At 73.6% G+C, this 24661-nt stretch carries 17 protein-coding genes and 1 pseudogene; 9 read left to right on the top strand and 9 right to left on the bottom strand.

Annotation, left to right across the window (positions count from 1 at the left end; genetic code table 11):
• Positions 1-1135: 1135 nt before the first annotated feature.
• Complete coding sequence (locus ABZ920_RS18990; protein WP_361505845.1) at positions 1136-5221, top strand: BTAD domain-containing putative transcriptional regulator; 4086 nt, start codon at positions 1136-1138, stop codon at positions 5219-5221.
• Positions 5222-5423: 202 nt separating this feature from the next.
• Here the strand turns inward: ABZ920_RS18990 and ABZ920_RS18985 are convergent, their stop codons facing one another.
• Positions 5424-7121 (bottom strand): bifunctional 3'-5' exonuclease/DNA polymerase, encoded by a 1698-nt coding sequence (locus tag ABZ920_RS18985; protein ID WP_361505842.1) that lies wholly within the window; start codon positions 7119-7121, stop codon positions 5424-5426.
• 453 nt (positions 7122-7574) lie between these two features.
• Complete coding sequence (locus ABZ920_RS18980; protein ID WP_361505839.1) at positions 7575-8333, bottom strand: Clp protease N-terminal domain-containing protein; 759 nt, start codon at positions 8331-8333, stop codon at positions 7575-7577.
• Between the two features lie 183 nt (positions 8334-8516).
• Between ABZ920_RS18980 and ABZ920_RS18975 the strand changes: the two genes are divergently transcribed.
• Positions 8517-9689: a DUF2786 domain-containing protein gene (locus tag ABZ920_RS18975; protein ID WP_361505836.1), complete on the top strand. Its 1173-nt coding sequence runs from the start codon at positions 8517-8519 to the stop codon at positions 9687-9689.
• A gap of 130 nt (positions 9690-9819) precedes the next feature.
• Here ABZ920_RS18975 and ABZ920_RS18970 read toward each other — a convergent pair whose 3' ends face one another.
• Positions 9820-10347 carry a DUF4232 domain-containing protein gene (locus ABZ920_RS18970; RefSeq protein ID WP_361505833.1) on the bottom strand — a complete coding sequence of 176 codons (528 nt, stop codon included), beginning with the start codon at positions 10345-10347 and terminating at the stop codon, positions 9820-9822.
• Positions 10348-10569: 222 nt separating this feature from the next.
• Positions 10570-11109 carry a hypothetical protein gene (locus ABZ920_RS18965; RefSeq protein WP_361505830.1) on the bottom strand — a complete coding sequence of 180 codons (540 nt, stop codon included), beginning with the start codon at positions 11107-11109 and terminating at the stop codon, positions 10570-10572.
• 584 nt (positions 11110-11693) lie between these two features.
• Here ABZ920_RS18965 and ABZ920_RS18960 point away from each other — a divergent pair.
• A complete protein-coding gene (locus ABZ920_RS18960) occupies positions 11694-11912 on the top strand; it encodes a DUF397 domain-containing protein (RefSeq protein WP_361506049.1) in 219 nt (72 codons plus the stop codon).
• A gap of 98 nt (positions 11913-12010) precedes the next feature.
• Here the strand turns inward: ABZ920_RS18960 and ABZ920_RS18955 are convergent, their stop codons facing one another.
• Entirely contained in the window at positions 12011-12541 is a 531-nt protein-coding gene (locus tag ABZ920_RS18955; protein WP_361505827.1) for an ATP-binding protein, read from the bottom strand.
• Positions 12542-12893: 352 nt separating this feature from the next.
• Here ABZ920_RS18955 and ABZ920_RS18950 point away from each other — a divergent pair, with 352 nt between their 5' ends.
• The 3 genes from ABZ920_RS18950 to ABZ920_RS18940 all read left to right on the top strand — a co-directional run bounded on the left by ABZ920_RS18950 (position 12894) and on the right by ABZ920_RS18940 (position 16054).
• Entirely contained in the window at positions 12894-13718 is an 825-nt protein-coding gene (locus ABZ920_RS18950; protein ID WP_361506046.1) for a helix-turn-helix transcriptional regulator, read from the top strand.
• 195 nt (positions 13719-13913) lie between these two features.
• Positions 13914-15374 (top strand): aldehyde dehydrogenase family protein, encoded by a 1461-nt coding sequence (locus tag ABZ920_RS18945; protein WP_361505825.1) that lies wholly within the window; start codon positions 13914-13916, stop codon positions 15372-15374.
• Positions 15375-15502: 128 nt separating this feature from the next.
• Entirely contained in the window at positions 15503-16054 is a 552-nt protein-coding gene (locus ABZ920_RS18940; protein WP_361505822.1) for a DinB family protein, read from the top strand.
• Positions 16055-16261: 207 nt separating this feature from the next.
• Here ABZ920_RS18940 and ABZ920_RS18935 read toward each other — a convergent pair whose 3' ends face one another.
• Positions 16262-17674 (bottom strand): glutamate decarboxylase, encoded by a 1413-nt coding sequence (locus ABZ920_RS18935; RefSeq protein ID WP_361505819.1) that lies wholly within the window; start codon positions 17672-17674, stop codon positions 16262-16264.
• A gap of 120 nt (positions 17675-17794) precedes the next feature.
• A pseudogene (locus ABZ920_RS18930) lies at positions 17795-18191 on the bottom strand (ion channel protein); the annotation flags it as partial.
• A gap of 171 nt (positions 18192-18362) precedes the next feature.
• On the opposite strand from ABZ920_RS18930, the gene ABZ920_RS18925 reads away from it, so the two are divergent.
• Both ABZ920_RS18925 and ABZ920_RS18920 read left to right on the top strand, forming a co-directional pair.
• Complete coding sequence (locus ABZ920_RS18925; protein ID WP_361505816.1) at positions 18363-19121, top strand: MerR family transcriptional regulator; 759 nt, start codon at positions 18363-18365, stop codon at positions 19119-19121.
• 169 nt (positions 19122-19290) lie between these two features.
• Positions 19291-20355, top strand: coding sequence for a VTT domain-containing protein (locus tag ABZ920_RS18920; protein ID WP_361505813.1), 1065 nt, complete (start codon positions 19291-19293; stop codon positions 20353-20355).
• Positions 20356-20380: 25 nt separating this feature from the next.
• Here ABZ920_RS18920 and ABZ920_RS18915 read toward each other — a convergent pair whose 3' ends face one another.
• Positions 20381-22087, bottom strand: a complete 1707-nt coding sequence (locus ABZ920_RS18915) for a threonine/serine exporter family protein (protein ID WP_361505810.1) — start codon at positions 22085-22087, stop codon at positions 20381-20383.
• A 132-nt stretch (positions 22088-22219) separates the two neighbouring features.
• On the bottom strand, positions 22220-22711 hold the full coding sequence (locus tag ABZ920_RS18910; RefSeq protein ID WP_361506043.1) for an inorganic diphosphatase: 492 nt from the start codon (positions 22709-22711) through the stop codon (positions 22220-22222).
• 79 nt (positions 22712-22790) lie between these two features.
• Here ABZ920_RS18910 and dacB point away from each other — a divergent pair, with 79 nt between their 5' ends.
• The gene (gene dacB / locus ABZ920_RS18905) at positions 22791-24320 is read left to right on the top strand and encodes a D-alanyl-D-alanine carboxypeptidase/D-alanyl-D-alanine-endopeptidase (protein WP_361505807.1); all 1530 of its coding nucleotides are present in this window, start codon (positions 22791-22793) and stop codon (positions 24318-24320) included.
• Positions 24321-24661: the final 341 nt, after the last annotated feature.

Here is a 24661-nt window from a genome sequence, read left to right as displayed (position 1 = left end):
GCCGACATTGTCGGCCTGGGGGTTCGGTGTTCAGCGGGCACGGCGCCGACAGCGGGCGCGGAACGGATGTTGGGATTCCGTTGCCCCGCCCGCACGGGGGTGCGTGGGGCCCTACCGGGCGTCTCACGGGGTATGTGGGCTGCTACCGGGCGTCCATGGGATCCGGCTGTCCGAGGGTGGCCGGTCGGCTGGGGGATTCATGAGGCAGGAGAACTGGATCGCGGAGAGGTTCCGGTTCGCGGTGTGCTTCGCCGGCGTTGTGGCCGCGTTCGGAGCGGTGGGGGCGTTGCTGTCGGCGCTGGGGGCTCCGGAGGCGGTTGTGTGGCCTGCCGCTGTCGGAGCCGCCGTGGCCGGTGGCTGGGGTGGCCATCAGCTCGTGCGGCGCGGTGCGGGACGTCGCTGAGCCGGTGACACGGGCGAGCAGGGCGTCAGGGCAGTGATCTGCCCGGTCCCAGCGCTCCGGGTGGGTGAGGAGCTGTCGTAGTGAGTGTCCGAGCGCGCTCGTGAGGGTGGCCAGTGCCTCGTCGGTCAGCCATGCCCGCTTCGGATCCAAGACCTCGATCCTGAATCGCGCGAACCCCGTCGGCCAGTCGTACGCCTGGCGCTTCCCTCCGGGGGCTGCGGCCCGTTCCAGGCCTGCCGGTCCTCGTACACGTCGATCTTCCGGAGCGTCGTGGGGGAGCGCGTGTTCCGGGATGCCGTTCGGGGGTGGGCGCAGGACGGGGCCCCGGTCGTTCACCTCTGACGACCGGGGCCCCACTGCCTCCCCGGATCCGGCCGGCGGCGACACTCCCCCGAGTTACGCGTCGTACCGCGCACCGTCGGACCGCATCCGATGGCGTGATCACATCAGATCGCGCCAACAGATCGCTAACATATGGCCAATGGTTTGCCCGGTGATTGTCGGCCAGTTGGCCTGAAGTAGCCGGGAGGCATCGGGCCGCGGCCCGCACCGCACGGGACTGCGGCCGGGTCCCGCGGCGCAGACGTGGCAGGAGAGCGCTGCGGTGCGGCGGGCTTCCGTCAGGAGGGCGGGCTACCGCCTGCCAGGGATGCGGACATCCGCCGTGACGGCGAGGAACCGCCGGGTGGTGCGGTCGGCAAGTGACCGCCGGGAAAGGCAGTGGACTGCGTGATGCGGTGCGAGCTGCGGTTCGGACTGCTGGGGCCACCAGCCCTCTACGAACCGCCCGGTGCGGACGAGCCGGCCGGTCCCGTCGTGGCGGCCGGGGGCGGCGCAGCAGCTCATCAAAAGGGGCCGGCGGGCCGGGACGGCGTGGCCGGCCGGGAGGGCGCCGCCGGTCCTCCCGTCGCCAGGCCCATCGGCAGCCCGAAGGTGCGGGCCCTGCTGGCCGCGCTGCTGCTGGAGGCCGGCCGTGTCGTCTCCGTCGAGTCGCTCCAGGAAGCGCTGTGGGACGGCGCGCCGCCGGCCTCCGCCCGTGCCTCGCTCCACAACCACGTGGCCCGTCTGCGCCGGCTGCTCGACGACCCGCAGCGGCTGCGCGCGGTACCGCCCGGATACGTCCTGCGGGTCCGCCGGGGCGAACTCGACGTGCACGTCTTCGAGGCACGGCTCGCCGAGGCACGCCTGGCGCACGCGGACCAGGACTGGGTGCGGGTGCTGCGCGCGTGCGCGGCGGCCCTGAAACTCTGGCGGGGCACGCCGCTCGGCGGACTGCCTGCCGGGCTCGGGCGGTACTCCGTCGTCCAGCGTCTGGAGGAGGCGCGGCTGCTGCTCCTGGAGTGGCGGTACGACGCCGAGCTGGCCGTCGGCGGCACCAGGCCGGCCGGTCTCGTCCCGGAGCTGACGGCCCTCGCCGCCGAGCACCCGATGCGGGAGGCGTACCACCGTCAGCTGATGATCGCCCTGCACCGGACCGGCCGACGGGCCGAGGCGCTGGCCGTCCACCGCGACCTGCGGGCCCGCATGGTGGACGAACTCGGCGTGGAACCGGGTGCGGCCGTGCGCGAGGCGCACCTGGAGGTGCTGCGGGGAGTCGTCGCGCAGGCCGAGGACAGCTCGGCCCCGGCCGTCGGCCGCGCACCTGATACCTCGCCCACCCGGGATACCCGGCCCACCCCGGGTGCCCGGCCCGCCCCTGGTGCGGGCCCCGTCCCCGAGGCGGACGCCGCTTCGGCCGCGGACCGTGCCGCACGGGTCGGTGCCGCTCCAGCTGCCGGGCGCGTGTCCGGGGCCGGCACCGCGTCGGCGGCCGGTTCCTCTGCCGCCGCCGGTACCGCTCCTGTGGCCGGTTCCTCTGCTGCCGCCGGTACCGCTCCTGTGGCCGGTACGTCCGCCGCCCACGGTACGGCTCCGGTGGCCGGTTCGTCCGCCGCGGCCGGTACGGCTCCTGCGGCCGATTCGTCCACCGAGGCCGATACCGCTCGTGCGGCCGGCTCCTCCGCTGCCCTCGGCTGCGGTCCCGAATCGGCTTCCGAGCCCGTCACCGACTCCGCTGCGCAGGCCGGTCCCGCTCCCGCTCCCGCGTCCGAGACGGTTTCCGGCCCCGTCGTCGCCAATGCCGGTCCCCTCCGGTCCACGCAGGGCGACGCCGCCCCATCACCCCGACCGGCGCAACTTCCCCCGCCTCCGGCCCACTTCACCGGGCGCGACGACGTCCAGCAGGCCCTGCGGCTGTACCTGACCGCCGAGGACGGGTTCGGTGACGTCGGCGGGAGCCCGGTCGCCGTCCTCAGCGGCATGGCCGGCGTGGGCAAGAGCGCCCTCGCACTGCACGTGGCGCATGGACTGCTGGAACGTTTCCCCGACGGTCAGCTCTACCTCAACCTGCACGGCGCCACCCCCGGCATGACCCCGCTCACCCCCGGCCAGGCGCTGCGCGCCCTGCTCCGCGACCTGGGCACCGGGCCGCGGCACATCCCCGACCACCCGGGCGCGGCGGCCGCGTTGCTGCGCTCGCTGCTCGCACCCACGCGCACGCTCCTGCTGCTGGACGACGCGGAAAGCGCCGCGCAGGTCCGCCCGCTGCTGCCCGCCGGCGGCGGCTGCGCGGTGATCGTCACCAGCCGCTCCCCGCTCACCGCCCTCGACGCGGCCCGCCGCTTCGCGCTCGCACCGCTGTCCGGCGAGGACAGCGCGGCGCTGCTGCGCGCGGTCTCCGGGCGGGACGGACTCCACGCCGGTCATCCACTCGTCGAGCTGACCGGCCGGCTCCCGCTCGCCCTGCGCGTCGTCGCCGCACGGCTCGCCGCCCGCCAGGCCCTCACCCCGGACGTGCTCGCCGGCCAACTGGCCGCCACGGAGGGAAGGCTGCACCACCTGGAGTACGACGACCTGAGCGTGCGCCGTTCCCTGGCCGTGGCGCACGACGCGCTCGCCGCCTCGGAACGGGAGGCCGACCGGGACGCGGCCCTGACGCTGCGGCACATCGGCGCGCTCGACCTCCCCACGTACGGCGCGCGCCTGCTGGCCCGCCTCACCGGCACCGACGAGCCCCGCGCGGAGGCCGCCCTCGACCGCCTCGTCGACGTGGCTCTGCTGGAGGAGACGGCGTACGGCCGTTACGCCCCGCACGACCTCGTGCGGGACTTCGCTCGTGAACTCACCGAGACGCCCACGGCGACAGGCGCGCCCACGTCCACGGGCGAGGCCACGTTCACGGGCGAGAACACGTTCACGGGCGGGGCCACGGCCGCGGGCACAGGTACGGGCACGGTCATGGATACGGTGACGGCCAGGGGCGCGGACCCCGTCGAAGCCGCCCTGCGCTGGTACGCAGCCGTCGCCCAGCACGCCCTCACCGCGGTCGCCGAGCCCGGCCTCGACCGGGAGGACCGCTGCCGCCCCACCGCCGCGCAGCCGCCCGAGCACGCGGCCGACCTGCGTTCCGTCTCACCGTTCTGCTGCCCTGAGGACGCCCTCGCCTGGGCGGACGCCGAACTGGAGAACGTCGTCGCCCTGGCGGAACGCCACGCCGGCGCGCTCGGCCCGCCGTACGCCGAGGCCTTTCCACCCGGCTCCGGAGGTGCCGGCGCTGTCCCGCGCTCCGCTGCGGTGGCCGACGCCGCTCCGTCCACCCCCGTGGACGCCGCGGCCTCGGCTCACAACGACCGGAGCGGTCCGGAGCGCCTCGGGTCCGACCCCCGTCAGGCATGCTGCCCCGCCCCCGCCGCCCAGCGGGATCGGCCGTCCGACACCCGGCCCGGCCCCCCGTCCGGCACGCGGCCCGGGCAGTCACGCGGCGTTCAGCCCAGCCGGTCGTCCACCGTCCGGCACGGCACGGCGCTCAGCGCCCCGCACACCCACGCCGCCGCGCCGGCCACCTCACCCCCTCCCACCGGCGCGGTCGCTGCCGACGACCGCCGGGCGGCACGGGTCTCCCTCCTCGTCCGGCTCTTCTTCCCCTACGCCCAACGCAGCGGCCGGGTGGCGGAGATGGAGGTACTGGGGCGGGCCGGGCTCGTGACGGCGCGCACACTGGGGGACACGGCGGCCGAGGCCCACGCCCTGGGCGACCTCGCGGCGCTGCACTACCTGACCGGCCGCCACAGCGACGCCCTCGCCCTCAACGACCGGTCACTGGAACTGTGGCGGCGGCTCGGCGTCGTCTCGAGGATCCGGGGCTGCCTCGACCACCGCGGGCTGCTCCTCGAAGGACTCGGCCGGTACGCCGAGTCGGGCGAGGCACTGCGGCAGAGCCTCGCGTACTCACGCCGGCTGAACGACCCCCACGGCGAGGCCGTCACCCACAGCCACCTCGGCACCCTCTACGGGCACACCGACCCCCGGGCCGCCATCGAACAGCACCGGCACTCCCTCGCCATCGGCGACCAGATCGGCGCCGTCACCCTGCGGCACACCGCGCACTGCAACATCGGCCACGCCCACCTGAGCCTCGGCGAACCGGAGGCCGCCGCGGCGCACTTCGAGGAGAGCCTGCGCATCCTCGGCGGGCACGGCGACTGGCAGGGCGAGTCCCGTACCCGGCTGGGCCTCGTCCGTGCGCTGCGCCGGCTGGGCCACGCCCGGCGCGCCCAGCGGGAGTGCGCCGAACTGCTGCGCCGCGCCGATGCCCGCGCCGACCGCTATGCGGGCAGCCTCGCCCGCCACCAGCGCGGGCTGCTGCTGCGGGACCAGGGCCGCATCGAGGAGGCGCACGAGGAGTGGCGCTCCGCGCTCACGGCACTGGACGGCACGGACGCGAAGGCCGTCGTCGAGGAGTTGCGGGAGCTGCTGGCCGGGGCGGCCGGCGCCCCCTGAGGCGGCGTCCGGTCGGTCGGCGTACCCGGGGGCGGCGCTTCCGGGCGGCCGCGGGAACGGCCACCACCGCACGCGGTCCGGGGCGGCCGTCACTCGGGGACGGCGGACCCGGGCGGCCGAGGGGGTGGCCACCACCGCACGGCGCGCCCAGGCGGCCGCGCGGGCGGCCATCACCAACGGCGGCCCGGACGTCCTCGTTCGTTCACTTGGCGTCCGCATAGCACTGCACCACCGCCGTCGTGAACGGGAACCGCACCGGCGTGTCCCCGAACGTCAGGCGTCCCGCCAGCTCCGACGCCTCCCGGATGGCCTCGACGACCGTCTCCGCCTCCTCCTGCGGGCAGTGCACGATCACCTCGTCGTGCTGGAAGAAGACCAGCTCGGCCGCCAGGTCCCGGCAGGACCGCCGGAGCGCGGCCAGGAGCAGCAGGGCCCAGTCGGCGGCGCTGCCCTGGACGACGAAATTGCGGGCGAAGCGGCCGCGGGCGCGAGCGCTCGTCGAGGCGTATCCCGGCATCCACTGCTGTTCGGCCGGCTCCCCGGACGGCTGGTCGGCGGCGACGGGGATGCCGGCCTCCTCGGCGGCGTCGTCCCCGGCAGCGGCGGCCGGCGGGCACGTGCGTCCCAGCCAGGTCCGCACGAGCCGGCCCTCCTCGCCGGCCCGTGCCGCCTCGTCGACGTACGCGACCGCCTTGGGGAAGCGGCGTCTGAGGGCGGCGAGGTTCTTCAGGCCGTCGCCCGAGGTCTGGCCGTAGATCGCGCCGAGCACGGCGAGCTTGGCCTGCGCCCGGTCGCCGGAGAAGGCCCGGTCGGACACCGACTGGTACAGGTCGGTCCCACGCCCCGCCACCTCCATCAGGCCGGGGTCGCGGGAGATCGCGGCGAGCACACGCGGCTCCATCTGGTCGGCGTCCGCGACCACGAGCCGCCAGCCGGGGTCGGCGACCACGGCACGCCGGATGACCTTGGGGATCTGCAGCGCGCCACCGCCGTGGGTCACCCAGCGCCCGGTCACGGTGCCGCCCACCAGGAACTCCGGCCGGAACCGCCCGTCGCGCACCCAGTCCTGCAGCCAGGACCAGCCGTGGGCGACCCAGATCCGGTACAGCTTCTTGTACTCGAGCAGGGGCTTCACCGCCGGGTGGTCGACGGACTTGATCTCCCAGCGCCGGGTGGACCTGACCTTGATGCCGGCCTGGGCGAACGCCTTGACCACGTCGGCGGGCAGATCGGGCCGCACCCGGCGGCCGAAGGCGGTCGAGACCTCGTCGGCCAGTTCGGCCAGGCGGCGGGGTTCTCCGCCGCGGGTGTACCGCTCGCCGAGCAGTTCGTGGAGCACCTCACGGTGCACGTCCGCGCTCCAGGGCAAGCCCGCGCGGTTCATCTCCGCCGCCACCAGCATCCCCGCCGACTCGGCCGCCGTCAGCAGGCGCATGCGGTCCGGGTGGGCCGCGCGGTCGTGCCGTCGCTGCTGGCCGGCGTACACCTCGATCAGGTCCGCCAGCGGCAGGTGTGCGCCCCGGGGTTCGAACAGCGCGGACTGCGCGCCCGGCTCGGCGGAGCGCTGCGGCGGGTCCGGCGGGACGGGGCCGCCGCGCAGCCGGGCCAGGGCGGCGGCCGCCGAGCGGGGTTCGCCGTAGCGGCCCTCGTGGCCGAGGAGGAGCGTCTCGGCGCTCTCGACGTCGTAGCACCGCTCCACGCGCACGCCGGCGGCGAGCAGGTGCGGATGGACCTCGGTGGTGGAGCGCCACACCCAGCGGGTGACGTCCGGACGGCTGCGGACCGCCTCGGCGAGACGGGGCTCCCGGCGCACCGGCCCGGCGGGCAGCCCGTCCGCGCCGAGGGGGGCGACGTCCGCGCCGCCGTCCTCGGCGGGAGCCAGGGCCCACCGTCCGGTCATGTCCGCGAGTCTCGCACCCGGCTCTGACAACCCCGCGACCAGCGCATCCGCCCGGGGCACCCGGCCCGGCCTGCGGGGTTGTGCGGCCTCGGCCCGGGCCGTGCTTTCGCTCGGGCCGGGGGCGCACGGGGCGGTCAGGGATGGTCCGGGGTGGTCCCGGGTGGTCAGGGGGCTGCCGGGCGGAGCAGACCGGTCGGGCACCCGGTCCGGACCGGACCCACGGGCGTGGTGCCGGGCCGACGGGCGTGGTGCCGGACCGATGAGTGCGGGGCCGGGCCGACGGGCGTGGTGCCGGACCGACGGGTGCGGGGTCAGGCCGGATGGATATGGGGCCGGACCCGAAGGGTGCGCCGCGCGTCCGCCGGGCGCTCGGTGAGGACGCCGCCCGGGTGCCACCGCCCGGCCCGGGCGCCGCCAGGCCGGGGGCGGTCCTCGCCAGGCGGGCGGTCGCCGTCAGGCCGGGCGGTCGCCCTCGCCCTGCTGCTCCTCCGGGCGGGTCTCGACCAGCAGCGCCAGGACCCGAGCGACGTACGCCTCGGTCCGCGCCTTGTCGATGCCGAGGCCGCTGAGGACGCCCCGCCCGTTCTCGTGCTCCAGCAGCGCGAGCAGGACGTGCTCGGTGCCGACGTAGTTGTGGCCGAGGCGGAGCGCCTCGCGGAAGGTGAGCTCCAGGGCCTTCTTCGCGGCGGGGCCGTAGGGGAGGAGCTCGGGGGCCTCTGCCGAGGCCGGCGGCAGGGCGGCGGTCGCGGCTTCACGGACCGCGTCGAGCGTGACGCCCTGGTCGGCGATCGCCTTGGCGGCGATTCCCTCCGGTTCGGCGAGCAGACCCAGGACGAGGTGCTCGGGCAGGACCTCCGTGTTGCCCGCGGACTTGCCCGCGTTGTGGGCGGCCATGACCGTGTTGCGGGCGCGCGGGGTGAAGCGGCTGAAGCCCTGGTTGGGGTCGAGGTCGAGCGATTCCTTCGGCACGAAGCGCTTCTGGGCGGCCTGCCGGGTGACGCCCATGCTCTTGCCGATGTCGGTCCAGGAGGCTCCGGACCGGCGCGCCTGGTCCACGAAGTGGCCGATCAGGTGGTCGGCCACCTCGTCGAGGTGCTCCGCGGCGATCACCGCGTCCTGGAGCTGCTCCAGGGGTTCGGCGTGGACCTTCTTGATGGCGGCGATGAGGTCGTCGAGACGGACTGCTGACGTGAAGGCGGGGTTCGTCGACATGTGTCAACCGTAGGTTGACGGCAGGCGGCCGTCAACCCGAAGTTGACAATTGGCGGACGCTCAGCCGTGTGTTCCCTCGACGCTCCGCGCGGGCCCAGGCTCGCCCACCCCGTGAAGCCACCCTCCCCCCCGTTGTCCACAGCCTGTGGACAGACGATCCCGCGGGCATGACACCATCGACGGGTGAGCACGCCCAGCAACCCCGGCGCCGTCGACCGCGCCTTCCGCGCCGCCCTCTACGCCGCCGACGACGACGCCCTCGACACCGGCGCCTCCCTGCTCGCGGCCGACCCGGCGGCCGGCGACGAAGTGGCCCGGCGCGGGCGGGAGTTCGTCGCGTCGGCCTGGCAGCGCGGCTGGCAGCCCGCCGACGTCGTGCGGATCGTGCGGCGGGAGCTGGGCGAGGTCCACGCGGGACTGGTGACGGCCCTCATACGGGCGCAGGCGCCGGACGACCGGCCGCGCGGCCGGCGCTGGGCGGCCCAGCTCGGCGAACTGCCCGCCGGGGAGCCGGCCCCGGCCGACCGCTTCTCCCACGCCACCGCCGTCCTGGAGCTGTACCGCCTGCTGCTGCGGCTGCCCTCCCTCGAACCGCTCGACGAACCGTCCGGCAACCCCGCGGTGCGTCCCCGGACCGAGTCCCGCATGCTGACCCGCATCCGTGCGCTGCTCGCCAAGGCGGAGGCGACCGCCTTCCCGGAGGAGGCGGAGGCTCTCAGCGCGAAGGCCCAGGAACTGATGGCCCGGCACAGCATCGACGAGGCCCTGCTCGCGGCCCGGGCGCCGGCGGACGCGCCCGGAGCGGACACGCCGGGCGCCTGTCGCATCGGCGTCGAACCGCCGTACGAGCAGGCCAAGGCGGTGCTGCTGGACGCCGTCGCCACGGCGAACCACTGCCGTGCCGTGTGGAACGAGTCCCTCGGTTTCTCCACCGTCGTCGGCTTCGAATCCGACCTGGAGGCGGTCGAGCTGCTCTACGCCTCGCTCCTCGTCCAGGCCACGACCGCGATGACGCGGGCGGAGGCGGCGGTGGCGGCGCCCTCCGCCGGAGCGAGGGCGAGGGAGCGGGGGAAAGCCGGGGGCCGCAGACGGACCAAGCCCTTCCGCCAGTCGTTCCTGGCCGCCTACGCCCACCACATCGGCACCCGCCTGGCGGCCGCCGCCGGGACCCAGGTGACCGAGGACCTGCTCCCGGTGCTGGCGAGCCGGGACGTCGCGGTCACCGACCGGCTGGACCGCATGTTCCCGCAGACGACGACCACCCGTCTGCGCGGAGTGAGCGACGAGGCGGGGTGGACCGAGGGGGCGCGGGCGGCGGACCGGGCACAGCTGAGGGCGCGCCCGCCGCTGCGCTGAGCGCCCGAGACCGGGCGGGCGCCGGCGCGGCGACCCCGATGGCTCCGCGACCTACCGCCTCCGCGACCCGCCGCTTCCGCGACCCGATGGTTCCGGGAACCCGCCGGTGCCCCGGCCCGGCCGTCGGAGGTCAGTCGCCGGCCTGCTGGAAGGCGGTGACGGACGCCTCCGGGTCGTGGGCGTCCTTCTTGCCCCGCACCGGGCCGTAGGACCAGGGGAAGCTCTTCGAGTCCGTGGCGCCGGGCAGGGCAAGCCGCAGCTTCGTGGCGCCGAGGCTCTTGGCGTCGCCCTCCGCGCCGCGCACGTAGGTGAGGGTGAAGGAGGCCGTGCCGTCCTTGGCGAGCGTCAGCTTCTGCGGCGTACCGGCCTGCTGCGCCGACACGGTCGCGGAGGCGCCGCCAGCGGACAGGGTCACCCCCGGGAACCCCTCCAGCGTGCACTCGGCGCCGCGGTTGCTGATCGTGACGGGCACGTCGCCGGTGTCCCCGGCGGCGGGCGCGGCGTTGGCGGGGCCGACCTGCACCGAGACACCGCCGAGCCGGCAGGCCGTGTCGTCGTGGTTCTTCTTGTCGGCGGAGTCGCTGCCGCCGTCGCTGCCGCAGCCGGTGAGGAGGACGGCCGCGGCGAGCGCGGTGACGGTGAGCGGAATGGCGCGCATGAGGTGGTTCCTTGGGGTCGTGACGATGCTCAAGGATCATCACGTATTCGGCGGCCGCCCGGTTGCCGAACCGCGCGGACGGCGCGCAGGACGCAGGGGCGGCCGGGCGCGGAAGAGGCGTACGCGGCGCGCGGGCGCCGCCAAGAACCGCGACCCGCGCCCCGTGCGAAGCTCAGCGGAGCTCAGAGGACCTCGGCGGGCCTCAACGAACCTGAGTGGTATTCAGGAGCCGAGACTTGCCGTGGGCAGGCCGGGCGGCAGCGTGCCGCCTTCCGACCGCGTGTACGTCTCCTTGCCCAGACCACCCTGCCAAGTGACCTCCAGCGTGGTCTTGTTGACGGAGTCGACCACGCCGGCCGTGCGGTCCTCGTCCCCGTTGTTGCACTTCAGGCGGATCGTCCGCTGCCCGGACTGCTCACCCGCCGTCCCGCTGCACACGGTCTTCCCGGTCGTGAAGAGCCCGGCCTGGCTGCCGTTGACCACCAGCACCACCGCCTTGCCCCCGGTGGTGGCGAGCCAACTGCCCGCCAGACCGCCCGCGTCGGCCGACGGGCCGCCCGGGCCGTCACCCGTGCCGGCCGTCGCCGTCGGGGACGTGGTGGCGGAAGCCGTCGAGGAGGCGGCGGCGCCGTCGTCCGAGCCGTCGCCGCCGCTGCACGCGGTCAGCGAGAGCGCGCCCGCCAGGAAGGCCGCCGCGGCCGCGATCCGCACGCGCCGGCGCGTCGCCGTACGGGCGGCGCGCGAGAGGGTCGCCGAAGTCACTGGTAGCTCCCAAGCTGTAGCCGATGGACCGATGGACCGATGGACCGATGGACCGATGGACCGATGGACCGATGGACCGATGGACCGATGGACCGGGCCGGTGCGCCCGCGCCGCGGCCCGTCGACCGACGGGCGGAACGACCGCAGCAAGCTACCAGCGGGTCGGCCCGGAGCACAGCGGTCCCGTCGCGGGGGACGTCACGCCGGACCGTTATCTGAATCACGGAACACCGGACCCCCGGCGCGCGTCTTTTCTTACGCGCGAAGGATTGGGTCGGCGGGATCCGGCGCGATCCGGGGCGATCCACGGGCGGCACGGTTGTGGCCGCGTGGCGGCCGCCGCATGTCCTGCGGCTTTCAGGGCAGCCGCTGAGCACTTCGGATACGGCGGACGTCACAGCCGTAACCACGGGGCCACCGCCCGTGCACGTGCATTTGCTCACGCAGCTGCACGGGAAACAGAGCTATGATCCGGGTCAGTTGACCAATGCATCAATGGCCACACCAGCCAGTGCACCATCGGGGAGCGACCTGTGGACCACGACGCTGAGGGCGTGTACGGGGAGTGCGACGTGTACAACGGCATGGCGGCCACGCGGCTGCGCGGAGTGGCCTGGCAGAAGAGCCGGCACAGCAACTCGCAGGGCTCGTGCGTGGAGTTCGCGCGCCTGCCGGGAGGGGACGTGGCCGTGCGCAACTCCCGCTTCCCGGACGGTCCCGCGCTCGTCTACACGCGCGCCGAGATCGAGGCCATGCTGCTGGGCGTCAAGGACGGCGAGTTCGACCACCTGGTCGTCGGCTGAACGGGCCGCGGCCGGCGCAGGACGGGTGACGGAAAGTAACCGGCCCGCGACGGCCCGCGACGCGCGTAGAACCAGGGCGTGACAGGACTCGCGCTCCCTCAGCCGGTGTTCTCCAGCCGGAACAGCGCCCACACGACCTTGCCGCCCACCGCTCCGTCGAGCGGGTGCCAGCCCCAGCTGTCGCTGAAGGACTCGACGAGGAACAGGCCGCGGCCGGACTCCGCCGCGCAGTCGTCCGTGTCGCCGGCGACCGGGGTGTCGTGACTGGGGTCCCGCACCGCGCACACCACACGTCCGGCGCACCGCATCAGGTGCAGCCGCACCGGCGGGTCCTCTGCGCGGTTGCGCGCGGTCCCCGTCGCGTCGTACGACGGGGACCGGTGGGCCTCGTGCCCGGATTGCCGGTGGTCGAGGGGCAGGCCGTGCCGCAGGGCGTTGGTGACCAGTTCGGAGACGACGAGGCAGATGTCGTCGAAACGGTCGCCCGTCTCCCAGTGCTCGAGTGCGCCGCGCGTGAACCGCCGGGCCTCGCCCACCGCCTCGTAGCGGGCCGGCAGGGCACAGGAGGCGGCGTTGGACACGGCCGCGGGGTCCAGCGGCGGAGGGCCCTGCCGTAACGGCTCGAGCATGGTCGATCCATTCGTCCCCATGCGAGGCACTCCCGGTAATCCGCGGTCGTAGCGATGCAGCGGTGGCGCGGCCCCATGGTTTCGGATGCGTACAGCAGATGCAAGGGCAGATGCACGTGCACGCGACCGAATTGGACGGTCCCGTACCGCTTACTGGCCATTTTTTCTGCCATCTTCTGGCCCTCCGCTTGCGGTTCCCTTGTCCAGACCTGTGTCGCTTCCTTCGATCTCTTTCCGTCTCCGTAATCGCGCGAGTACAGCTTGAAGTGTTTTAGTGGCAGACTGCGGCGTCTGAAACTTGGGGAGGCTGGCGAACGTGAGCGCGGGAGAGCCCGGATCGGTGGTGCGGCGCATGCTGCTCGGCTCGCAACTCAGGCGGCTGCGCGAGGCCCGGGGGATCACACGCGAGGCGGCGGGCTACTCGATCCGCGCCTCGGAGTCGAAGATCAGCCGGATGGAGCTGGGCCGGGTGAGCTTCAAGACGAGAGACGTGGAAGACCTGTTGACGCTGTACGGCATCACGGACGAGGCGGAGCGGACCTCTCTGCTGTCCCTTGCCAAGGAGGCCAACGTCGCGGGCTGGTGGCACAGTTACTCCGACGTCCTGCCCAGCTGGTTCCCCACCTACGTGGGGCTGGAGGGCGCCGCCTCCCTGATCCGCGCCTACGAGGTGCAGTTCGTCCACGGCCTGCTGCAGACCGAGGAGTACGCCCGCGCGGTGGTCAGGCGCGGCATGCAGGGCGCGAGCGAGGCCGACGTGGAGCGGCGCGTGGCGCTGCGCCTGGAGCGGCAGAAGTACCTCGTCGCCGAGAACGCGCCCGACTTCCACATCGTCCTCGACGAGGCCGCCCTGCGCCGGCCCTACGGTGACCGCGAGGTCATGCGCGGCCAGTTCCAGCACCTGATCGAGATGTCCGAGCGGCCCAACGTGCGGCTGCAGGTCATGCCGTTCAGCTTCGGCGGGCACTCCGGGGAGTCCGGCGCCTTCACCATCCTCAGCTTCCCGGAGTCCGACCTGTCGGACGTGGTCTACCTGGAGCAGCTCACCAGCGCCCTCTACCTGGACAAGAGGGAGGACGTCGCCCAGTACGAGAAGGCGCTGAAGGAACTGCAGCGGGACAGCCCGGGGCCGGACGGGAGCCGGGACCTGCTGCGGGGGCTGCTGCAGCTGACGTAGCGGCCGCGGCCGGAACGGGAGGCGTCCCCTGGTCTCCTGTGTCCGCCCGCGTCCGGCCGATGGCCGGACTGCCACCTCAACTGGTCACAAACAGACGTACGATGACGTCACATCAGACCAGGAAGCGATCGGGCGTCGATCGGGTGTCTGCTCCGACTGCTTCGCCCGCCTCGCGGCAGGGGGATTGAGGATCACATGTCGTCGTACTTCACCGACCTGGCCCAGCAGTACATCGACGGCGAGTGGCGCCCGGGCAGCGGGTCCTGGGACATCATCGACTTCAACCCGTACGACGGCGAGAAGCTGGCCTCGATCACGATAGCCACGGTCGACGAGGTGGATCAGGCCTACCGTGCCGCCGCCCGCGCGCAGAAGCAGTGGGCGGCGACGAACCCCTACGCCCGCCGCGCGGTGTTCGAGAAGGCGCTGCGCCTGGTCGAGGAGCGCGAGCAGGAGATCGCCGAGGTGATCATCGCCGAACTGGGCGGCACGCGCACGAAGGCCGGGTTCGAGCTCCACCTCGTCAAGGAGTTCCTGCGCGAGTCGGTCCACCTGGCGCTGCGCCCCGAGGGCCGGATCCTGCCGTCCCCGTCCGACGGCAAGGAGAACCGCGTCTACCGCGTCCCCGTCGGTGTCGTCGGCGTGATCAGCCCCTTCAACTTCCCCTTCCTGCTGTCGGTCAAGTCGGTCGCGCCGGCTCTCGCCGTCGGCAACGGCGTGGTGCTCAAGCCGCACCAGAACACCCCGATCACGGGTGGCTCCCTGGTGGCGAAGATCTTCGAGGACGCGGGTCTGCCCGGCGGCCTGCTCAACGTCGTCATCACCGACATAGCGGAGATCGGTGACGCCTTCCTCGAACACCCCGTCCCCAAGGTCATCTCCTTCACCGGCTCCGACCAGGTCGGCCGGCACGTCGCCACCGTCTGCGCCTCCCACTTCAAGCGCTCGGTGCTCGAGCTCGGCGGCAACAGCGCCCTGGTGGTCCTCGACGACGCCGACCTCGACTACGCGGTGGACGCCGCCGTCTTCAGCCGGTACGTGCACCAGGGCCAGGTCTGCATGGCCGCCAACCGCATCCTGGTGGACCGCTCGGTGGCCGGGGAGTTCACCGAGAAGTTCGTCGCCAAGGTCAGGTCGCTGAAGGTCGGCGACCCGCGCGACCCGGAGACCGTCATCGGCCCGGTGATCAACTCCTCGCAGGCGGACGCCCTGACGGCCGTCGTGGAGCAGGCCGTCGCCGAGGGGGCGACCGCCCTGGTACGCGGGACGGCCACCGACAACCTGGTCGAGCCGTCCGTGCTGACGGACGTCCCCGCCGACTCGGCGCTGCTCCGGCAGGAGGTCTTCGGCCCGGTCGCCTTCCTCGTCCCGTTCGACGGCGAGGAGGAGGCGGTGCGGATCGTCAACGACACCCCGTACGGCCTGAGCGGCGCGGTCCACACCGGTGACGTGGAGCGCGGCGTGCGCTTCGCCCAGCGGATCGACACCGGCATGTTCCACGTGAACGACGGCACCGTCCACGACGAGCCGCTCGTCCCCTTCGGCGGTGAAAAGCACTCCGGCGTCGGCCGGCTGAACGGTGAGGAGACCGTGGACGCCTTCACCACCGTCAAGTGGATCTCCGTGCAGCACGGACGCAGCCGGTTCCCGTTCTGAGTCCCCCCGTAGGGGTGGACGCCGGGCCCTTGCGGACAGCACCTGACCGCAAGGGTCCGTAGCGTCGTCGGTGGCGGGCGGAGGGCAGGCCTCCGCCGGCGGATCCGACGAGCGAAAGGCGGCCGGTCATGGTCATGCACGTGCGAGCCGAGGCGCGGGGCGACGAGCGGGGAGCGCTGCTGTCCTTCCTCGCGGAGCAGCGCGGCGGTGTGCGGCGCGCGGTGCTCGGACTGACCGAGGAGCAGGTCCGCTCCCGCCCCTGTGCCAGTGAGCTGTCCCTGGGCGGCCTGGTCAAGCACCTGGCCGAGACGGAAGAGGGCTGGCTGGCCCGGGCCAGGGGGCAGGCGCCGGCGGCCGGGCGGGACGAGTCGAACTGGCACCAGAGCTTCGTCCTCCTCGACGACGAGACGGTGGAGGCGCACCTGGCGTACTGGGAGAAGGTCGCCGCCGCGACGGAGGACTTCATCCGCTCGGCCCCGAGTCTCGACGACACGTTCGCGCTGCCGAACGACCCGTGGTTCCCGCCGGACGAGCGGGTCTCCCTGCGCTGGCTGGTGCTCCACCTGATCCGCGAGACGGCCCGGCACGCGGGCCATGCCGACATCATCCGCGAGTCGCTGGACGGCAGGACGGCGTTCGAGCTGGTGGCGATGGAGCAGGGCGGCACGTCCGGGGCCTGACCGGACGGCCGCCGGGCGGGGCGGGCAGGTCCCGGACGGCGCGTCCGGGACCGGCGGCGGAGGAGCACGCCGGGCGGGCGCCCGGCTGCCGCACCAGCTCCTGCCCCCGCCCGGCGCCCTCGTACGACCCGACGGCTCGGCGCCGGCCCTCCACTGGCCTGTACCGGTGGCGGCGGACCGGCGGGCGGCCGGACCGCACGGCGGCCGTCAGTGATGGAAGCCGGTCGCCGCCTGCCGGTCCCGCGTCAGCGGGTACGGCTGCCGTCGCAGTTCGGGCAGCAGCCGCTCCAGGTCCTCCAGGAACAGGTCGGCGAGGTCGGTCGAGAAGCCGTTGCGGCACACCACCCGCAGCACCGCCAGGTCCTCGCGCTTGGGCGGGAAGGTGTAGGCAGGCACGAGCCAGCCGCTCTCCCGCAGCCGCCGGGAGACGTCGAACACGTCGAACGCCTGAACGTCCGGCGCCGTGGTGAAGGCGAAAACCGGCAGCTCGTCGCCCCGGGTGAGCAGGCGGAAGTCGCCCAGAGCCCCGATCCGGCCGGCCACTGTCCGGGCCACGTTACGGGTGGACTGCTGCACCAGCCGGTAGCCCTCGCGGCCCAGCCGCAGGAAGGTGTAGTACTGCGCGACGACCTGGGAGCCCGGCCGGGAGAAGTTGAGCGCGAAGGTCGGCATGTCGCCGCCGAGGTAGTTGACGCGGGAGACGAGCTCCTCGGGCAGGGCCTCGTGATCGCGCCACAGGGCCCAGCCGACGCCCGGGTAGACCAGGCCGTACTTGTGCCCCGAGGTGTTGATCGAGGCCACGCGCGGCAGGCGGAAGTCCCACACCAGGTCCTCGTCGAGGAAGGGGGCGATCATGGCGCCGGAGGCCCCGTCCACGTGCACCGGGACGTCGAGGCCCGTCCGCTCCTGCAGGGCGTCCAGGGCCGCGCACAGGTCCGCGACCGGCTCGTAGGAGCCGTCGAAGGTGGAGCCGAGGACGGCGACGGCCCCGATGGTGTTCTCGTCGCACAGCTCGGCGGCGGCCTGCGGGTCGAGGTGGTACCGCTCGCCCTCCATGGGAACCTGGCGGGCCTCCACCTCCCAGAAGTTGCAGAACTTCTCCCAGCAGACCTGGACGTTGATGCCCATGACCAGGTTGGGGCGGGCGTCCCGGCTGGGATACCGGTCGGAGTTGCGCCGCGCCCACCGCCGCTTGAGCGCCATCCCGGCGAGCATGCAGGCCTCGCTCGAGCCCGTCGTGGAGCAGCCCACGGCGGCGGCCTGGTCCGGCGTGTTCCACAGGTCGGCGAGCATCGACACGCAGCGCCGCTCCAGTTCGGCGGTGCGCGGGTACTCGTCCTTGTCGATCATGTTCTTGTCGCGGCACTCTCCCATGAGCTGCCCGGCCTGCGGTTCCATCCACGTGGTGACGAACGTGGCCAGGTTCAGCCGGGCGTTGCCGTCCAGCATGAGTTCGTCGTGCACCAGCTGGTACGCCGTGGTGGGCGCCAGCGGGGCGTCCGGCAGCCGGTCCTTGGGCGGGGCCTCGGTCATGGTGCCGACCGGGTTCGCCTCGGCGTAGAAGGGGTTGACGGACCGCGGGGGCTCGTCGGGCGTGCGGCGGCCTTCGTGGAGTGGCATGGGGGCCTCCTGGAGGTTCCGGGGCGGGTGCCTGACGGGGTGGGGGGTAGCGGGGTGCCCGAGGGGTCCCTGAAGGGGCGGGAGTGCGGGGCAGGTGAAGGGTCGGGGGCTGCCGAGCCGTCAGCGCATCGCCGTACCGTCCTTCCGCAGTCGCGTCCGCGGCCGCCGGTCACCGGCAGCCAGGCCGGGAGCGTGGCCGCGCGGAGCAGGGTGAGGCCCGTCGGCGAGGACACCAGGACGACGGCCGTGAGGAGGCTGATCCAGCCCTGCCGGGTGACGGCCGGCAGCATCCCCGGCACGCCCGCCGGCACTCCCGCAGCCGGCTGCACCGCGGGCACGCGCGGTGCGCGCACAGGCCGAGGGCGGCGCCGACGAAGACGGCCGGGAAGATCCGCCCGTCGCGGAAGCCGCAGGACGCGGCGACGACCAGCGCGGCGAGCTTGACCACCGCCATCGTCGCGAACTGCCCCGCCGACCAGCCGTCGGGGCGGGCGGCCGGCTCGCCCACCTCGGACAGGAGCGCCGCTGGTCGGCTCTGCGGTGTCCTGGGCCACGGGCTCACGATAAGCGGATAAAAGCGACACAACATCCGGAAGGATCTCCGCCCGGACGCGGCGGGGCCGTGTGCTTGCACCTCACGCGGCGTGAGGCGGCAGCCTGGGGAGCGCACGAGAAGAAGGGAGCGGAAGTGGGCTACTCCGTGGGAGAGGTCGCCGCCTTCGCCGGGGTCACGGTGCGCACGCTGCACCACTACGACGACATCGGCCTGCTCGTCCCGAGCGGACGCAGCCACGCGGGTCACCGGCGCTACGGCGACGCCGACCTCGACCGGCTGCAGCGGATCCTGTTCTACCGGGAGCTCGGCTTCCCGCTCGAGGAGGTCGCGGTCCTCCTCGACGATCCCCATGCGGACCCGCGCGCGCACCTGCGCCGCCGGCACGAGCTGCTGACCGCCCGGATCGAGAGGCTGCAGAGGATGGCCGCGGCCGTGGAGCACGCCATGGAGGCACGCAGGATGGGCATCGATCTCACGCCGGAGGAGAGGTTCGAGGTCTTCGGCGACCAGGACCCCGAGCAGTACGCGGAGGAGGCCGAGCAGCGCTGGGGCGGCACGGCGCAGTACGCCGAGTCGCAGCGCCGGGCCGCCCGGTACACCAAGGACGACTGGAAGCGGATGCGGGCCGAGGCCGACGCCTGGGGCGAGCGCTACGGCGCCCTGGTGGACGCCGGGGAGCCGCCGGCCGGGGAGGCGGCCATGGACCTGGCCGAGGAGCACCGGCAGCACATCCGCGCGTGGTTCTACGACTGCTCCTACGAGCTGCACCAGGGCCTGGCGGAGATGTACGTCGCCGACGAGCGCTTCAAGGCGTACTACGACGCGCTGCGGCCGGGGCTCGCCGAGCACCTGAGGGAGGCGATCCTCGCGAACGCCGCACGGCACTCCTGAGGGCCCGGGCCGGCACGGCGTCCGGCCGGGCCGGCCCCCACGGGGGCCCGCCGGGCGTCCGGCCGGCCCCGTGGAACCCGGGGTGGTCACGAGGCGTTGATAGCTTTGGGCGGCAGCACCGGAAGTGAACCCGCCGCCGTACCTTCCCACCCCTCAGGAGCCCGGAACCGTGACGACGCTTGCCCTCGGCCCGAGCTGGCTCGATCCGAACTACCTCTTGGACACCTTCGGCCTCTGGGGCCTGCTCCTCATCGTCTTCGCCGAGTCCGGTCTGCTCATCGGGTTCTTCCTGCCGGGTGACTCCCTGCTGTTCACCTGCGGGCTGCTGATCACGTCCAACCAGCTCGACTTCCCGCTGTGGGGCGCGATCGCCCTGATCTGCGCGGCCGCGATCCTCGGCGACCAGGCGGGCTACATGTTCGGCAAGAAGGTCGGCCCGTCCCTCTTCAGCCGCCCCGACTCGCGCCTGTTCAAGCAGGAGAACGTCACCAAGGCGCACGAGTTCTTCGAGAAGTACGGCCCCAAGTCCCTGGTGCTGGCCCGCTTCGTGCCCATCGTGCGCACGTTCACGCCGATCATCGCGGGCGTCAGCGGCATGCGGTACCGCTCGTTCCTGACCTTCAACATCCTCGGCGGCGTGCTGTGGGGCGCGGGCGTCACCCTGCTGGGCTCCTGGCTCGGCAACATCGCCCTCGTGAAGAACAACATCGAGGCGATCCTCATCCTGATCGTCCTCGTCTCGGTGGTCCCGATCATCATCGAGTTCTGGCGGGCCCGGTCCAAGGCGAAGAAGAACCCGGGGGAGGGCCCGGCCCCGGACCGGCAGCGGCCCGCGCAGCACCAGCAGCCCGTCCTGGACGACGCCACGACCCGGCTGCGGCGGATCGAGCCGGCCTACCAGGACCAGCCCCACCAGGGCCAGGACCGGGCCTACGGCGACGACCGGTACCCGCAGCAGCACCAGCAGCACCCGCAGTACGGCTACGACCAGCAGTACTACGGCGGCCGGCAGCACCCGCAGGAGCCGCAGCACCCGCGGCACCAGCACCCCCAGCAGCCGCAGGACGGGGGCCCGTACGGCGGCGGCCCGTACGGCAGCCCGGAGGAGTACGGCGGCCAGTACCAGCAGGACCCGCAGCAGTACCCCCACCCGACGGACCCGCAGCAGTACCCGCAGCAGGAGCAGGACCCGCGCCAGTACCCGCACGGCCAGGGCTACTACCGGGCCCCGTGAGCGGGCGGCGGCGCGCCCCGCCGCATCAGAAGCCGCGGGTCCGCTTGGCGGCCCGGCGCTTCTGCAGGGACCCGATCCGCAGGAACAGCCGCGAGATCTCCGATCCCAGGTTCACCCCGATCGCGATGGCCATGGCGAGCGACACCGCCTTCGCCAGGGAGACCAGCCCCTTGTCGATGTTGTTCTGCGCGATGGACAGCAGACCGAAGTAGGTCGCGGAACCCGGCAGCAGCGGCCCGATCGCGGCCGTGGTGTACGGCAGCGCGGACGCGAACCGGTAGCGGGACAGCAGCTGCCCGAACAGTCCGACCAGCCCCGCGGCGACCGCGGTGGAGGCGACCGGCGAGAGGCCGCCGGCGTAGTGCATCGCGCCGTACACCGACCACGCGACGCCGCCGTTCAGCGTCACCGCGAGCACGGTGGAGCGCTCCTGCTGGAGCAGCACCGCGAACGTCAGCGACAGCAGCATCGACGCGCAGATCTGCAGCAGCGGCCGTTCGCTGATGCCCAGCGCCGCGTCCGGGTTGAGCTCCGCGCCGAGCTTCACGCCGAAGTACAGCACCACCAGCACGCCGGTGACGATGCCGACGAAGAAGTACATGACCTCCAGCAGGCGCGCGGAGGCGGTGATGTAGAAGCCCGTCAGCCCGTCCTGCACGCCGGCCACCAGGGCCCGTCCCGGCAGCAGCGCGAACAGCCCACCGGTGATCACCGCGGAGGCGTTCACGTCGACGTTCGCGACGGTGAGCGCCACGCCCAGCGCGGCCGGCGGCATCGCGGCGACCGTGAACTGGTAGAACTCCGGCAGCCCGCGTCCCGCGCACAGCCACGCCAGCCGGTCGCCGAGCATCGCGCCGAGCGCGGCCGCGACGAAGACCAGCAGGCCACCGCCGACGAGCACGGACGCCGCGCCGGCGAGCAGTCCGGCGGCCGCGGTCAGTGCCCAGCCGGGATAGGGGTGCCGGTTGCGGCGGATCTCCGCGAGCCTCCGGTAGGCCTCCTCGAGGGAGAGATGGGTCTCCGGGTCGCTCAGGTCGTCGACGAGCCGGAAGACGGCCGACAGCCGCGTGTAGTCGGTGCCCCGGCGCCGCACCGTCCGCGACGCCGAGACGGGGTCGTCGACGAGGGACGGCTGGTACGAGATCGACAGCAGGGTGAAGGTGACGTTCGGCTCGCAGCGGTCCAGTCCGTAGGACCGGCAGACCGCGAACATCGCCGCCTCCACGTCCTCGGCGCCCTCACCACCGGCGAGCAGCAGCTCGCCGATACGCAGGGTGAGGTCGAGCACGCGGGGGACGGCGGGGCCGCCCTCCTCGCTCTTCGGCGGCGGCTCGGGCGCCGGCCGCTCCGTCACCGACATGCGCAGCATCGTGCGCATCCGGTCCTGCCAGGGCACGTCCTTGGTCAGGCTGACCAGGGGGATGCCGTTGGGCGGGGTGAAGGCGGGCGGGGCCTGGCGCGAGGTGTAGGTCCTCGGCAGGCTGAAGGCGGAACCCTCGGGTTCCGCGCCCTGGGCCTGGTGCGGCACGCCGAGCCCCGCCGGGACGGCGAACTCCGACGTGGTCTCCGACTCGCTCCCGCCCCTGGACACGGCCAGGCCCCGCGGGATCGCGAACTCCGAGGTCGTGGACGACTCGCTGTCGCCCACCGGGCCCGTCGACACGGCCACGGGCGCCCTGAACGTGCTCCGTACCTCGTCCGACTGCGGCTTGCGGTCCTCCGCATCCGTCACTGAGCAACGCTCCCTGAACGACACCTTTCGTAACTCTCAGTATGCGCGCCGACACGCGGACGGGCCGCGCCACCCCGGCAGAGGTCGCGCGGCCCGCGGGGGATCCGGCCTGAGCACCGGCCCCACAAGCGGTCAGTGACCGCCGTGCTCCTGGAACCGCTTGATGGACCGCTCGATCTCGGCCTCGGCGTCGGAGCGGCCGACCCAGTTGGCGCCCTCCACCGACTTGCCGGGCTCGAGGTCCTTGTAGACCTCGAAGAAGTGCTGGATCTCCAGGCGGTCGAACTCCGACACGTGGTGGATGTCCCGCAGGTGCTCCACGCGCGGGTCGGACGCGGGCACGCACAGCAGCTTGTCGTCGCCGCCGGCCTCGTCCGTCATGCGGAACATGCCGATGGTGCGGCACTTGATGAGGCAGCCGGGGAACGTCGGCTCGTCCAGGATGACCAGGGCGTCCAGCGGGTCGCCGTCCTCGCCGAGGGTGTTCTCGACGAAGCCGTAGTCCGCCGGGTAGCTGGTCGAGGTGAAGAGTCGGCGGTCCAGGCGGATACGACCGGTCTCGTGGTCCACCTCGTACTTGTTCCGCGAACCCTTCGGGATCTCGATCGTGACGTCGAACTCCACCGGTGGCTCCTCCATGATCAGCACATAGTTCTGGTGGTTAAGTGTCCCTCACGCACGTGTGTGATCGCGAAAGGGGCTGGTGGTCGTGCCGGAGCTGAGGGTCTGGCGGGCCGCGAGACCGCGCTTGGCGCGTCTCGGGCGCGCCGCACGGCCGCGTCTCGCCCGGGCCGCGCGGGTCGTACGGCTCACGCGGGTACCGAGGACCTGGCAGTACACCGCCGGCGCCGCCACGGCCGGGCTGGCGCTCGCCGCCGCCGTGGTGACCGCCGCCGGCCCCTGGGACTCCTCCGGCCAGCGTACGGCCGAGCGCGAGCGGGCGGCCGCCCTGGGGCGCACGGGTGGCACAGATCACGGCGACGGCTCCGTGACGGCGGACACCCCGCGCCCGGCGCCGAGCGCCGCGACCGTCCTGGCGGGCGTCGGCGGCACCGCCGGCACGGCGCCCACCGGACCGGCCCTCGCCGATGTCCTGGACCCGCTCCTGGACGTCTCCGCGCTCGGCACCCGCCGCTCGGCCGCGGTCGTCGACGTCGCCAGCGGCCGCCGTGTGTACGGCCGGGACGCCGGCGACACGCTCACTCCCGCCTCCACCACGAAGATCGCCACCGCCGTCGCGGCGCTCTCCGCCCTCGGCGCCGACCACCGCCTCACCACCCGCGCCGCCCTGGAGCCCGACACCCGGGAACTGGTCCTGGTCGGCGGCGGGGACCCCACCCTCACCGCCCGCCCGGACGCCGGCGGCTGGGCCAGCCTGCGCACCCTCGCCGACGACACGGCCGCCGCCCTGCGCAAACGCGGGCTGACCAAGGTCACGCTCTCCTACGACACGGCCCTCTACGCCGGCCCCGAACTTCACCCGATCGGCGTCAACGAGAACCTCGCCCCGGTCACCGCCCTGATGACCGACGAGGCCCGCACCGACGCCTCCACGAGCGGCCCGGCCCCCCGGGCGGCGGACCCGGCCGCCGCCACGGCCCGCGCCTTCGCGGACCTCCTGAAGAGCCACGGCGTCACGGCCACGGCCCCCGGCCCCTCCAAGGCCACGCGCCGCGCGCAGACCCTCGCGACCGTCTCCTCACCCCCGCTGTCGGCCCTGGTCGAGCGCATGCTCACCCACAGCGACAACGACATCGCCGAGGCCCTGGCCCGCCAGACGGCCCTGGGAACGGGCGGACGGGCGGACTTCGCGGGCGGCGCCGCGGCGATCGCCGCCCAGCTGAAGAAGCTCGGCCTCCCGGTCGCCGGCGCCGCCTTCCACGACGGCAGCGGCCTGGACCGCACCGACAGACTCAGCGCGGACCTCCTCACGTCCCTGCTGACCAAGGCCGCCGATCCGGCCTCCCCCGACCTCCGCCCCGCCCTCACCGGCCTCCCGGTCGCCGGCTTCACCGGCACCCTCAGCGGCCGCTACGCGGACGGCGCGGCGGGCCTCGTACGGGCGAAGACCGGCACCCTGACGGGCGTCAACACCCTGGCGGGCACGGTCGTCGACCGCGACGGCCGCCTCCTGGCCTTCGCCTTCCTCACCGACGGCACGACCGACCCGTCCGCGGCCCAGTCGGCCCTGGACCGCACAGCCACAGCCCTGTCGACCTGCGGCTGCCAGTAAGAACACCACCCCCGGCCCCGCAAACCGCAACCGGAGGCCACAAGCGAAGCCACAAAGACGGCTCCACACACGCCCGCAGCCGCCCACGGCCGGAAACGGGACGCAGGGGCGGGGCCGATCACGAGCGGACGGCGCAGGGATACCCAGGAATGGCGCCATGGCACGCGCCCGCAGCCGCCCACGGCCGGAAGGGGACGCAGGGGCGGGGCCGATCACGAGCGGACGGCGCAGGGATACCCAGGAATGGCGCCATGGCACGCGCCCGCAGCCGCCCACGGCCGGAAACGGGACGCAGGGGCGGGGCCGATCACGAGCGGACGGCGCAGGGATACCCAGGAATG

This window comes from Streptomyces sp. NPDC046831 (genome assembly GCF_040645305.1).
GTDB lineage: Bacteria > Actinomycetota > Actinomycetes > Streptomycetales > Streptomycetaceae > Streptomyces.
This window is presented reverse-complemented; position numbering and strand designations above follow the sequence as displayed.